The 13,310-nt window shown below is 30.5% G+C and carries 11 protein-coding genes; all 11 read right to left on the reverse strand.

The window, feature by feature from the left end; genetic code table 11:
- Positions 1-62 precede the first annotated feature (62 nt).
- A complete protein-coding gene (locus tag HW276_RS07060; RefSeq protein ID WP_178937940.1) occupies positions 63-2,036 on the reverse strand; it encodes a V-type ATP synthase subunit I in 1,974 nt (657 codons plus the stop codon).
- A complete protein-coding gene (locus tag HW276_RS07065; RefSeq protein ID WP_178937941.1) occupies positions 2,036-2,347 on the reverse strand; it encodes a hypothetical protein in 312 nt (103 codons plus the stop codon). Before HW276_RS07065 ends, HW276_RS07060 begins: the two co-directional genes overlap by 1 nt.
- Positions 2,348-2,550: 203 nt before the next feature.
- Positions 2,551-2,970, reverse strand: a complete 420-nt coding sequence (locus HW276_RS07070; RefSeq protein WP_178937942.1) for a cell division protein FtsL — start codon at positions 2,968-2,970, stop codon at positions 2,551-2,553.
- A gap of 7 nt (positions 2,971-2,977) precedes the next feature.
- Positions 2,978-3,904 (reverse strand): 16S rRNA (cytosine(1402)-N(4))-methyltransferase RsmH, encoded by a 927-nt coding sequence (gene rsmH, locus HW276_RS07075; protein WP_178937943.1) that lies wholly within the window; start codon positions 3,902-3,904, stop codon positions 2,978-2,980.
- Positions 3,905-4,091: 187 nt separating this feature from the next.
- On the reverse strand, positions 4,092-4,652 hold the full coding sequence (locus HW276_RS07080) for a DJ-1 family glyoxalase III (RefSeq protein ID WP_178937944.1): 561 nt from the start codon (positions 4,650-4,652) through the stop codon (positions 4,092-4,094).
- Positions 4,653-4,913: 261 nt separating this feature from the next.
- Positions 4,914-6,620 carry a phosphoenolpyruvate--protein phosphotransferase gene (ptsP, locus tag HW276_RS07085; protein ID WP_178937945.1) on the reverse strand — a complete coding sequence of 569 codons (1,707 nt, stop codon included), beginning with the start codon at positions 6,618-6,620 and terminating at the stop codon, positions 4,914-4,916.
- Positions 6,621-6,715: 95 nt separating this feature from the next.
- Positions 6,716-7,453: an ankyrin repeat domain-containing protein gene (locus HW276_RS07090; protein ID WP_218975002.1), complete on the reverse strand. Its 738-nt coding sequence runs from the start codon at positions 7,451-7,453 to the stop codon at positions 6,716-6,718.
- Between the two features lie 323 nt (positions 7,454-7,776).
- Entirely contained in the window at positions 7,777-8,193 is a 417-nt protein-coding gene (locus HW276_RS07095) for a hypothetical protein (protein ID WP_178937947.1), read from the reverse strand.
- Between the two features lie 111 nt (positions 8,194-8,304).
- Entirely contained in the window at positions 8,305-10,695 is a 2,391-nt protein-coding gene (gene ftsH / locus HW276_RS07100) for an ATP-dependent zinc metalloprotease FtsH (RefSeq protein WP_178937948.1), read from the reverse strand.
- Positions 10,679-12,250 (reverse strand): tRNA lysidine(34) synthetase TilS, encoded by a 1,572-nt coding sequence (gene tilS / locus HW276_RS07105; protein ID WP_255460397.1) that lies wholly within the window; start codon positions 12,248-12,250, stop codon positions 10,679-10,681. The genes ftsH and tilS overlap by 17 nt, the downstream gene beginning before the upstream one ends.
- Positions 12,251-12,343: 93 nt before the next feature.
- The gene (gene mltG, locus HW276_RS07110; protein ID WP_178937949.1) at positions 12,344-13,294 is read right to left on the reverse strand and encodes an endolytic transglycosylase MltG; all 951 of its coding nucleotides are present in this window, start codon (positions 13,292-13,294) and stop codon (positions 12,344-12,346) included.
- Between the last annotated feature and the right edge of the window lie 16 nt (positions 13,295-13,310).

A 13,310-nucleotide genomic window follows, 5' to 3' on the forward strand; every position in this document is an offset into this window, starting at 1 on the left:
CCTCCTAATTTTTTTATTTATTAATAATTTTATTAAACTTAATTTTCTTGAAAATCAAAAAACTAATCATCAAGATTTATATATTTATTTTCTGTTCTAAAATCTTTAAACGGCTTTCCTCCGCCTTCATAAAACTTACCAAAATATTCAACATACATAAGTCTTGAAGTATGAACATAAGCTCCAAGGAAAGACAAGAACATATTAAATAAATGTCCACCTAGCAATATTACTGGAATAAATATCATTCCAACCCAGCTTCCGCTAATCATTCCAGCGATCATATTTATAGCCGACGCAATAAATCCACCAGAAAGTCCCAAAGCCATAAGTCTTGAATAAGACACAAAATCTCCAACATAACTTGAGATTCCGTAAAGGCTATAAAGCCCTCCTCCAAGTTTTGCTCCAACTCCCTTAGCATCACGTCCACCAGTAAGTACGATTCCAACCATTCCAATAATCATAATCCACATTGACACACTTGTTACAGCAGGCGATAAATTTTTCATTTTAAATACTAAATAAGCCATTCCGCCCATAAGTGCCATATACCAGAATAACACGTCATAAACAGCATCCAATGCCTTACCATCTCTAATAAGCATATACGCCTTTATTGCCAATCCAATAAATATATGAACTACTCCAAATACAATCGAACCAATTAATAAAGTATTATATTCTTTTGATGGATTTATAAGCCGCCACATTCCAGGTATTTCTGCTCCAAAATATGAACCATATAAAATTCCCCAGAAAATAACTGAAAAACTTAGATAAAAGAAAAATTTAACCGATTTTCTCATTTGTGAACTTAAGTTTACCACTTTCAAGACAAACATTGTTGCAAGCAGCAAAACGAGTCCATATCCTACATCTGCTCCCATCATTCCAAAAAACAAGATATAAAATGGTGTAAACAGCGGTGTCGGATCAATTTCATTATATCTAGGATAAGCATACATCCCTGTTAAATTTTCAAATACACTCGCAACTTTTCCATTTTTCAATTTTATTGGCACTGTCGCATCATCTCTTTCCGCTTCTTCAAACGTCAAATAATAACTGCTTCCAGTTTCACCTTTTACAACTTTTTCAAATTCCTGAACTTTTTCCGTAGGAATCCATCCCTTTATTAAAACAGTATTTTCAGTTTGTGCCAATTTTTCTGATTCCACAATACGCAGTTTTTTATTTTGCATATATTCATAAACCGCCTGTAAATCAGTCAAATCTTCACTATAAGTCTTAATTTGAGCCTTCAGTTTACGTTTTTGCTTTTTCAGCTCACCTATTTCCTTTTGCAATTCATTTTTATAGTCTTGCGGAACTGCATCAATATCAAGATTTTCCACACCAAAACTGCTATTTCTAAAAACTTCAGACAATTTTTCCTTTTCACTTTCATCTATACTTGAAATTACAAGATAATAAACTTCATCTTTTACTATTTTAAGTTCTTCATAATAAGTTTTATCAAGTTTAGAAATGCCTTCAATAAATTCACCCTTTAATTTTAACGGTATCGTTCCAAGAAATGTATTTACCTTTTTCAATTTCTTTAATTCCATAGGATTTACATCTAGCCGTTCCCACAAATCAATCTCATCATATCGTGCATATTTTTTAGAAATTTCAGATTTTATTTGTGAATACTTCACTCCAATTGAATTTAATTCTGAAGTAACTTTTTTCCAGTCATAAGTCAGTACTTTTTTAGACAATGTATCAAAAGTATAATTTTCATTTCCATGAATAATATCCCTTAAACGTGTCTTTCTTTCATCATACTTCTTAATAAGAGAAATTGCGCTGCTTAACTGATAAAGTCTTTCATCGATATGTGTCAATTCTTCATTATTTACATATTTTGAAACACCTTCAACCGCATCCTTATCTATTTCTCCATTTTCATCATGCAACTTAATGTCTACAAAATTTACTTCCTTAAATTTTTGAAGTGCCTTTAATACTTTAGCTCTCTGTTCTGCGAAAACAACCAATTCAAATTTGCTCATTTTAACTATTGCCATTATTTCACAATCCTCTCTGCCAACAAATTGACAACTTCATCTATTTTTTTCTCATCAATATTCAGAATACTGTTAATATTCTCTTTTTCACTACTTAAAAGAGAGTTTACTTTTTTTTCAGCTTCTTCTATTGAATGTTTTTCCAGATTTTGTGCTTCAATTTTAGCTTCAGAAATTATTTTATCGCCATCATCTTTTATCTTCTGATCAACATCCTTCAAAATATTCTTTGCTTTTTCATTTGCATCAGCAATAATCTGATCTGACTCCACTTCAGCACTTTTAATCTTTTCCAAAACTTCTTTTGCCAAGATATAACCTCCTTCACAAATTATTTTTTTAACTAATCATAATACCCATTAATAGATAAGATTTTTCAAGTTGACTGATTAGTCATTATATCTATTATGTTACCAATTTTTTTAATTATTGTCAAGTTTTTATTCCTATATTTATACTACTTCCTTAAATAAAAAAAATATAACACAATTAATTATGCTATATTTTTTTAGCACTATTTTCCCAAATCTATATATGTAGGATCACTTGGAAAAGAAAAACCTTGTTCCTTTGCTTTTTGTTCCTGAATTTTTAAATTATCACTATTAATAAATTCATTATCTAATCTTGCAACATCTTTTTTTAATTCTTTTAATTTATTCTCTTCTTTTTGTATTTTTTTCCCTAAACTTGCAACATCATATCCAACAAAAGATCTTAATAATGCCACTGACGTTATAATCACAATATAAAACATAACCGTTTTTATAAGTTTTTTATCTAGCCCTGCAGTTCTGGAAAGTTTTCTTCTAACTTCTGTAGGAGCTACTACTTTTTTTCTTCTTGCCTCTTCGTGTGATCTTGCTGTATTTGTAATTTTGGGAACATCTAATATTTCCATTTGCATTTTTTTATTTTTAGATACACTATTCATACTCCTTTTATTCACTCCTTTCAAAAATTCTCAATTTTGCCGAATGTGCCCTGTTATTCTCTTCCAGCTCTGATGTTTTAGCAACAATTGGCTTTCTTGTAATTATCTTTCCTAAACTTTTCTTGTTACACACGCAAATCGGTATATCCTTTGGACAAGTGCAAGGATCTTCATATTCACGAAATTTTTCCTTTACAATCCTATCTTCCAAAGAATGAAAAGTAATTACCAAAAGTCTGCCGTTTTTATTAAGCAATTTTACCGCCTTATCCAACGTTTCACTCAATACTTCAAGTTCTTTATTTACAAATATTCTAATAGCCTGAAACGTTCTTTTAGCAGGATGTCTTTTCATACTTTTCCCTATCGACCGTATAACAATATCTGCAAGTTCTGTCGTAGTTTCAATAGGTTTATTTTTCCTATATTCCAAAATTTTCTTTGCAATCTTTCGAGATTTTGGCTCTTCACCATATTTGTAAATAATATCAGCAATCTCTTTTTCAGAAAAATCATTGACAACTTCATAAGCGCTTATTTTCAAATTACTGTCCATCCGCATATCCAGCCTTGCCTCAAATCTATATGAAAAACCTCTTTTAGCATTATCTAGCTGATTTGAAGAAACTCCTATATCCATCAGTATTCGATCCACCTTTTCAAATCCTGCAAGATAAACAGCCGTATCAATATTTCTAAAATTATCCTGAAATATTTGAAGCTTGTTACCAAATTTCTCCAGCCTTTTCTTTGCAAATTCAATAGCCTGAATATCCTGATCAATTGCAATAACATCTGAATTTTCAGAAGAATTTTCCAGAATACCTTGTGTATGTCCACCGCCGCCAAGCGTACAATCAACATAAACCGCATCCCCATCTGTTATTATATTGTCCATCACTTCATCAAACAGCACAGGTTTATGATATTCCATAAATTTCTCCTTTCTAATATTTTTAAATTTCAAATTTTTTACGTATCACAATTAAATTAGTAATTTACAGTCTAATTAATTATCAGATTATTTTATTTCTTTTACAATTACTGAGATATTTTACCACACTTTTCTTATTTTTTCCATATAACTTTTTAAATTTTTTATTTTTTATTTTTCAATTTTTTTAAAGCACAATTTCCTTTGCAATTCTCTCAGCCGCTTCTTTTCCTAAAAGTTCACCAATAATCGCAAGTGAAAAGTCCATTGCAGTTCCAGCGCTTCTGCTAGTTATAATATTCCCATCCACAACAGCTCTTTCCTTCTTTAATATTGCCTTTCCCTTCAGCAAATCATCTTCACAGGCTGGAAAGCAAACCGCATTTTTCCCTTCTAGAATCCCAAGACTTGCCAATACTGTTGGAGCAGCGCAAATAGTGGCAACTCTTTTATTTTCAGTATCTTTTGAAAATTTCAAAACATTATCCAAAAGAAGCTGTGATTTAAAATAATTGCCTGTCCCTGGTCCACCAGGCATTACAAGCATATCATATTCTGAAAAATCAATTTCTCCAATAACTTTATCAGTCAATATTTTCACTTTTCTTGCACTTTTCACAAGATTATCATCTGTAATTGAAACCGTATCCACAGTAATTCCAGCCCTTTGAAGCAAATCAACCGGCGTTATCGCCTCAACTTCTTCAAATCCATCTGCCAAAAATACTGCAACTTTTTTTTCTTTCATAATATTTTCCACTCCTTTATTGTGTTATTTAATTTAATTAATGACAAAAAATTCCACTCTTTGCCAAAAAAATTTATATTAAAAATAAGCAATATTACTTCCCATTAGAGTAAGATATTTATAAATCCTATTTAACAAAGAATCTCGATCCTTGTCAGAAAATAAATAAAATATAGTTTTCATTTCCAAAATAGAATTTATCATAAAATTATAAAGACAAAAAAGGCTAATAAGTAATATCACTAGCCTTTTTTTAATTTATTAAACTAATTTTGCTATAACATCTTCAGGTGTATCTTGTTGCAAAATTAAATCTCTAAATTTTTGAGCATCAGCATAACTGCTATTTCTAATTATTTTCTTAACAGTTAAACCAGATGAAGCGCTCATACTAAATGAATCAAGTCCCATTCCTAAAAGCAACTTAGTAGCTCTCTTATCTCCTGCAAACTCTCCACACATACTTACACTAATGTGAGCACCATGTGCAGCATCAATTACCTTTTGAATAGCTTCCAATACAGCAGGGTTAAATGAATTATATAAAGTTGAAACCATTTCATTTCCTCTATCTACTGCTAAGAAGTATTGTGTCAAGTCATTTGTTCCGATTGAGAAAAAGTCAACTTCTTTTGCAAATTTATAAGCAACAATAGCTGTTGAAGGAGTTTCAACCATTATTCCTACTTTTATATTTCTATCATAAATTTTTCCAATTTCATCAAGTTCTTTTTTACATTCTTCCAAAATAGCATTTGCTTTTCTAATTTCATTAATTGAACTTATCATTGGATACATAATTTTAATTTGTCCATATTGAGATGCTCTTAAGATTGCTCTCAATTGAGTTTTGAACATATCTTTATTTTCCAATGAAATTCTGATTGCTCTATATCCCAAGAATGGATTTAATTCTTTTGGCAAGTCTAAGTATGGTAATTCTTTATCTCCACCAATGTCCATTGTTCTTATTGTTACAGGTTTTCCTTGCATTTTTTCAGCAACTACTCTATATGCTTGATATTGTTCTTCTTCTGTTGGGAAGTGATCAGAGTTCATAAATAGGAATTCTGTTCTATATAATCCAATTCCAGTTGCTCCAGATTCGATTACAGCATCAACATCATTAGGACTTCCAATATTTCCCCAAATGTCGACTTTTCTTCCATCAACAGTAACTGCATCTTCATGAATTAATTTTCTTAATTCTTCTTTTTCCTTTCTTAATGCTTCTTGTTTTTTAACATATTCGCTAATCAATTCTTCAGATGGTTCCAGATATAATTCCCCAGTTTCTCCATCCATAACAACAAGTTCTCCATCTTTAACTTCTGTCAAAATTCCTTTTACTCCAACTACTGCCGGTAATTCAAGCGATCTTGCCATAATTGCAGAATGGGCTGTTTTTCCTCCAACTTCTGTAATAAATCCAATACAGTTTTCCAAATCCAATTGAGCAGTATCAGACGGAGTCAAGTCTTCAGTTACAACAATTGTCCCTGGTTCCAAGTTGCTCAAGTCATGAATTTTCATACCTAGCAAGTTTTTAAGCCATCTTTCACCTATATCTTTTAAATCAGCAGCTCTTTCTCTTAAATATGGATCATCCAATTGTGAAATCATATCACGATATTCATTAATTCCATCGTGTAATGCTTTTGCGGCTGGAAGCCCATCTCCTTTAATTTTATCTTCAACTTCCGAAATTAAATCATCATCTTCAAGAAGCATAATATGACCATCAAAAATTGCTGCTTTATCTTCTCCCATTTTGTCTTTTACTTTTTCTCTAATTGCAATTAACTGCATTTTAGATTTTTTCAATCCATTTTCCAATTTTGCAAGTTCAGCTTCAATTGTTGAATTTTCATCCTTAGTTTCCGGCACAACAATTTCCTCTGTTATAAAAAGTAATACTTTACCTATAGATACTCCTTCAGAAGCACCAATTCCTGTCATTCTTTTCATGTTTTTCTCCTCTATATATATAATTTTTTTTTACAAACAAATTTTAATGCAATTTTTTTAAAATTAAACTAACTTTAAACTTAATAAACATAAATTTACTTATAATACTTACTTCTATTAGCCTTTATATGATCCCTCAAAACTTTAACAATTTCTCCCTTTCCAAACTTTGTCGCCATATCCATTGGAGTACCGCCATGCTTATCAGTAAGTGTCGGATTAGCTCCATATTTTAACAGCATCTTTACAATTTCCACATTTGCCTTCAATGTTGCATCTTCAAGCGGAGTCCAGCCATCCACCGTACTTCCAATATTAGCAAGCCTGGAATCCTTTTTTAACAATGTTTCCACTGCTTCTTCATTTCCATAGTATGCAGCCGTTCCCACAGTCGTTCTATTAAAAATTGGATGTCTTTCATATAAATTTGCCCCATTTTCAATCAGAAGTTTCAGTATTTCCTGATTTCTTGCTTCAATAGCAACAATAATCGGAGTATACCCATCCTTGCTTTTAGAGTTGACATCGACTAATTCAGCTCCTCCACCGGCAATTAGCGATGATTCGTTCAAATCTACTCCATATACTCCTGCAGGTCTATTTATATATTCTTCTAGTAATCCTTTACGGTTCTTAATATTTTTTTCAATTGCAAGATAAAACTGAACATATTTGTTATTATGTTTTCGAATAGCATCAAGCAATGATTTTATCTGCCTTTCCTTCGTATCCTCTTCCTTTTTCTTCGTTACCAGATTTTCTCCAGTGTCATATTTAAAAGTTATTGGAAACATTATTTGACTAAAAAACAATAAAATTATACCCAAGATCATTTTATTCCTTTTAAATAAAAAAAACTTACTCACTTTTTATACCTCACTAATAGTATTATACCATATCATTTTAAAAGTGCAAATTTTTTTTCCAAATTTTCATAATTTTTTTATATTTTTATTATTCTTATACTCTGTCAATTGCAAAACTGCCCATTTTCAAATAAATAAAATTCTGCTTTTATCTCTAGTATTATTATTTTTTCATTTATTCAATCAGTTTATCACGTATTTATTGGATGCTTTTCCTGATTTAATTTTTGTATTTTTTCTACTGATGAAAATACTTTAATATCTATATTTATAAATTCTTTTAAAAAAATTTATTTTTTCCGTATCTTATCATATCGTTTTGCCATTTCTATTGCCTTTTTTTCTATATTTTCTAATTTTTTCTCTTTAGATTCAGTATTTACTTTCGTATCCCATTCCTTCTGATTCAAACGCAACTTTTCCCTTTCCTTGTCAGATAACTCTCCTAAAAGTAAATTATAAAGTTTTGCAACTTCTGATTTCCATGCTTCTATCATTTGTCCATCTACATCCACAGGCAAGGCATCTCTTCTCGTATCTTCCATTCTTTGCTTCATATAATCTTCATAACTGATCTTTAAAATATCTGGCTTTTTTGAAACTGTTACTGTATTTGGCTTTTTACTTTTTTTATTTTCTTTTCCATACTTTGAACAATTCATTATTCCTAATGCTAAAACTGCTATTATTAAGATTATCTTTTTCATCTTTAAAATTACCTCCTTACATATTTGTATTATACTATATATTTTAAACAAAAAAAAGAGAAATAACAAAGTTTATCAATGTTATTTCCCAATATTTTAAATTTTTATATTCTACTCCATAAAACTAGGCAATTTAAAATTATTTTTTTTCTTTTTATTATTACCTGCCTGATTTGAAGAATCATCATTTTCATCTTTATTTCCATCACTTCCAGAACCGCTATTGTTATCAGAAGAATCATCAGAATTATTATTATCTTTATCTTTTTTGTCTTTGTCTTTATTTTCATCATCATTTTTACTATTTTCTGTTTCTTCTGAATCAGAATCACCTTCCGATGACCAGTCTGATTTTCCAGTAATTTCTCTTACAGCTTCAGCTAGTTTTTTAGTTTTATTTTTTTCTTCCAGCTTTTTAGCATCTTCTTCCACTTTATTTTCTGTTTCATTTTCAAGTTCTAATTCCTGCTTAGCATCTTCTGCTGCTTTTTCGCTCTCAGATTTTTGAATTTCTTTATTTTTAACTTCTTCTGTTTTAAAGCTTTGAGTTTTTTCATCTTTGTCAGAATTTTCAGATTCCTTCAAAATTTGCTCAGCTGTTTCACCTTTAATGATTCGTCTAACTTCATCTCCAGTAATAGTTTCCTTTTTCAGCAATAATGCCACTACTTCTTCTAATTTGCTCCAGTTATCCTGTAAAGTATTTAAAGTATTTAAATATTCTTCAGTTAGTATTTTTCTTATTTCAAGATCAATTTCCCTAACTGTTTCATCACTTTTGTTTGGAGCAAATGAATATTCATCATCTGAATTTTCAAAGTTAATTGGTCCTAATTTTTTACTCATTCCGACACTTTCAACATAAGCTCTTGCGACTTTTGTAGCACGCTTTATATCAGAATAAGCACCTGTACTTATATCTTCCAATCCGATTTCTTCAGCGGCACGCCCACCAAACAGCACTTTTATTTCAGCTAGCATCTGTTTACTTGTAGTTACTAATTTTTCTTCAGGAAGCGGCATCATAAATCCACCAGCTTCACCTCTAGGAATTATTGTAACCTTATGAACAGGATCAGCTCCTGGCGTTAATTCAGTCATAATAGCATGTCCAGCTTCGTGATAAGCCAGCAATTTCTTTTCTTCAGGTTTAATAATTTTACCTTTTTGTCCAAGTCCCATTCCAATTTTATCTACAGCTTCATCCAGATCAGCCATTTTTATCGTATCACTGGCTCTTCTTGCCGCCAAAATAGCCGCTTCATTTAACAAGTTAGCCAAATCAGCCCCGACAAATCCTGGAGTTATTTTAGCAATATCCTCAAGTCTTACATCTTTAGCAAGCTTTTTATTTCTCGAATGAACTTTCAATATTGCAATACGTCCTTGTAAATCAGGCGCATCAACTGTCACACGTCTATCAAAACGTCCAGCACGTAATAACGCAGGGTCAAGAACATCTTCCCTATTCGTTGCTGCAAGCACGATAACTTTTGTATCAGTTTCAAATCCATCCATTTCAACAAGCAGCTGATTCAATGTTTGTTCTCTTTCATCATTGCTTCCACTATTTTTTCCGACACTTCTTCTTCTACCAATAGCATCAATTTCATCAATAAATATAATTGACGGACTAGATTCCTTAGCTTTTTCAAACAAGTCCCTTACACGTGAAGCACCAACCCCAACAAACATTTCCACAAATTCTGAACCTGAAATGCTAAAGAACGAAGCTCCAGATTCACCAGCAACCGCCTTTGCAAGCAATGTTTTCCCTGTTCCAGGTCTTCCTAACAAAAGCACGCCTTTCGGCACTCTTGCCCCAGCTTTTGTATATTTTTCAGGATTTTTTAAAAAGTCAACAACTTCCCGTAATTCTTCTTTCGCTCCATCAACACCTGCAACATCATCAAATTTTACATCAGGCTTTTTATCAATTTTATTAACTCTAGATTTTCCAAATCCGAAAATGTTTCCAGGTCCTCCACCTTGTGATCCTCCAACCATTTTCTTAGCTAAATAAACCATAAGTGCAATCATTATAATCATCGGTAAAAATTGCCCTAAAAGCAGCAAGAAGAAACTTCCTCCCGATGGCTGCAATGAATTTAACTTCACTTTCTTACGTTCAATCGCATTAATGATAATCGGTTCATTTCCGACTCTATCTGTTATTTTCTTTGTGAAATAAAGGGTATCTTTTCCATTTTCATGAGACTGTGCAATCAATTTATCATCTTTTTCATTTATTTCAGCAAATTCCCCAGCTTGTGTCCTATTTACAAATTCTGTATATGAAATTTCCTTTTTAGCTTGAAAATAAGTTTGTATATCCTGATGGAATATCGCTGTAAAAGTGAATAGCAACACTACGAAAATAAAGAACAGAAATCCTGAAAATGGAGATTTATTTCCATCATCCTGTCTATTATTTTTTCTATTGTTATCCTTCCGCAATTCTTCCAACCGCTTTCTAATATCGTTTTTATCTTTCTCTGCCATTTTTCCTCCCAATTACTAATAATTTACTTTTACTCCCGTTTCCTAATTTTTTTATTTCTTTTTCTATCTCATTTTCCTGAATTTTTTCCAAAAATTTTGAAAATTTTATATCCGAAATCGCTAAAATTTCTGTCATTTCATTAGTATTTCCATTTCCCAATTTTACATCATCACTTGAAAACTCTAAATTATTTTGAACTCCAGAAACCTTAACTCCTACAATCGGAACAAAATCTCTTTCCCCCTTTGGAACTTTTTCATCAATCAAGATTTTCTTCACCTTTTTATGTCCTAAATTTTTCAAAGAAATTCTATCTCCATCTTTTCTATTTCTGACAAAAAATTCCCCATTTTCTATTCTATCATCAATTTTAAAAATAGCATATTCTGCATTTTCATCCTTTTTAAAATTTTCAATATTTTCATATAGGGTTATTTTGTAATTATACCATTTAATACTTTGATTTTCCTTTAAAATTATGGTTTTATCAGATAATATTCTATTTTTATCACTTTCTAGATTTTCTTTTGTATTTCTATTTAAAATTTTTACAATTTTCAATTTCCCATAAACATTTTGCAAAATTTTATTTTCTCCTAAATAAAATTCCTTTGTCCCTGCATTTTTCAATTCTCCATTTTTATTAAAAAAACTCCTAAAAATCTGATCAATCTTTTCCCTTGAAACTTGCACATTATTTTTTTTCAGAAAAAAACTCAATTCATCCTTTTGATTAACCTCATTTTTCTTTAGAATTTTAAAACTTTTCTCTTCTAAATTTTTCTCATTTTCAAATTTTTCCGCTCCAGCAAAATTTCTTTCATTAATTTCCACAATCAAAGATTCCACTTTTCTTCTAAAATCTGGATTAACCCTTTCAAAGCATGGGAAAATTTCATTTCTAATAAAATTTCTCGTATAATCATTTTCATTATTTGTATAATCAACTAAATATTCCCAATTCTGACTTTTCAGAAAATACAAAATTTCACTTTTTTCAAATCCTAAAATTGGTCTTACTATATTCTCACGCACTTCTGGAATACCCTTTAACCCATTCATAGACGTTCCACGCAAAAGCCGAAAAATAAAAGTTTCCACATTGTCATCCATATTATGACCTGTTGCAATTTTATTATACCCAATATTTTTCCTAACTTCCTCAATCGCTTCATACCGTAATTCCCTAGCCGCCAATTCCAATGATTTCTTATTTTCTTTTGAATATTTTTTCACATCCACACTTTGAATATAACAGTCAACATCGTTTTCAGACGCAAACTTTTTTACAAATTCCAAATCATTCTCAACATCAGTTCGCAAATTATGATTGACATAAACAAGTGAAATTTCCATCAAAATTCGACTTTTTAAAAATTTTAAAAAATTATAAAGAAAAACTGAATCAGGCCCTCCAGAAAATGCAATAAGAACTTTATCTCCTTCAGAAATCAATTTTTTTTCAATAACTTCTATTGATCTCTTCAATATTTTCTTTTCTATTTTTTTTACTTTTTCCATTAAATTTATTCCCAATTTTTTATTTTTTTCCATTAAATCTATATATCCAATATTTTTACTCTTACAAATAGCCAAACTCCTTGTTTTATACTACTTAATTTAACTATAATTTTAATCTAATTAGATTTATTTTAATTGCCCGCTTTCACGACGTTTTTTCAAATGTTCCTCATGCGTCTTTGAATAATATGTTTTCCCCTTATATGTAAAGAAAAATAAATCATCTGTCTTCTCAGCATTTAACACAGCCTTAAAAGTTTCAATCGGAGGATTTCCAATTGGTGTTGGAGGCAATCCTTTGACTTTATACGAATTATATGCTGTATTCTGTAATTTCAAATCATTTCTCGTAGCCTGTCTTCCCAACTCATATTTTAACGTAGCATCTGATTCCAGCTTCATCCCAATTTCCAATCTTTTCAAAAATATTCCGGCAACTTTAGGCTTATCCGCTTCATCAGGCACTTCTGCTTCCACAATAGAAGCCAATTTTAAATCATCGTAAAATTTCTTCTTGTCAGGATATTTTTCAGGTGGAAATTTTTTCAAAAACTCATCAAGAATAGTTCTAATAACTTGTTTTGTTGTAACATTTTCAGAAAAAATATAAGTTTCAGGATAGAAATATCCTTCAAAATTATTATTTTCATGCGGATATGGAAAATCAACCTCGCTCAAAGCTTTATTAATTTCCTCAGCATTTCCCAATTCAAGCGCTTCCATCCGAGCAAACACTTGCTTTGATGTAAATCCTTCAGGAATTGTAAGTCTTATTCCATTAGTTTCACTATTCTTTATTTTTTTTATAATTTCATATTTTGAATATTTTCCATTAAATTTATAAGTTCCCACTTTTAACTTTATATTTCCACCATTTAATTTTAGATATATTCTATCCATAATTCCATAATTCAATTTTAAGTCTTTATAAATTTGTATAAAATTTGTTCCTTTTTTTACATTTACATTAACATTTTTATACTCCCTTTTTGCAAAAAAGAAGTTAAAAAAGAGTGACAGACACATAAACAATATTAAAAATATTATGACATAAGTAATTTTCAATGTATTTTTCATTTTTTTCTCCCAAATA

Origin of the sequence: Leptotrichia sp. oral taxon 417 (assembly GCF_013394865.1) — a bacterium.
In the GTDB taxonomy this organism is placed as follows: domain Bacteria; phylum Fusobacteriota; class Fusobacteriia; order Fusobacteriales; family Leptotrichiaceae; genus Leptotrichia; species Leptotrichia wadei_A.

Excerpts from the sequence above, each read along its gene's own strand:
- HW276_RS07060 (WP_178937940.1), bottom strand. The coding sequence starts at position 2,036 with ATGGCAATAGTTAAAATGAGCAAATTTGAATTGGTTGTTTTCGCAGAA.
- HW276_RS07070 (WP_178937942.1), bottom strand. The coding sequence starts at position 2,970 with ATGAATAGTGTATCTAAAAATAAAAAAATGCAAATGGAAATATTAGAT.
- rsmH (WP_178937943.1), bottom strand. The coding sequence starts at position 3,904 with ATGGAATATCATAAACCTGTGCTGTTTGATGAAGTGATGGACAATATA.
- HW276_RS07080 (WP_178937944.1), bottom strand. The coding sequence starts at position 4,652 with ATGAAAGAAAAAAAAGTTGCAGTATTTTTGGCAGATGGATTTGAAGAA.
- ptsP (WP_178937945.1), bottom strand. The coding sequence starts at position 6,620 with ATGAAAAGAATGACAGGAATTGGTGCTTCTGAAGGAGTATCTATAGGT.
- HW276_RS07090 (WP_218975002.1), bottom strand. The coding sequence starts at position 7,453 with ATGATCTTGGGTATAATTTTATTGTTTTTTAGTCAAATAATGTTTCCA.
- HW276_RS07095 (WP_178937947.1), bottom strand. The coding sequence starts at position 8,193 with ATGAAAAAGATAATCTTAATAATAGCAGTTTTAGCATTAGGAATAATG.
- ftsH (WP_178937948.1), bottom strand. The coding sequence starts at position 10,695 with ATGGCAGAGAAAGATAAAAACGATATTAGAAAGCGGTTGGAAGAATTG.
- tilS (WP_255460397.1), bottom strand. The coding sequence starts at position 12,250 with ATGGAAAAAAATAAAAAATTGGGAATAAATTTAATGGAAAAAGTAAAA.
- mltG (WP_178937949.1), bottom strand. The coding sequence starts at position 13,294 with ATGAAAAATACATTGAAAATTACTTATGTCATAATATTTTTAATATTG.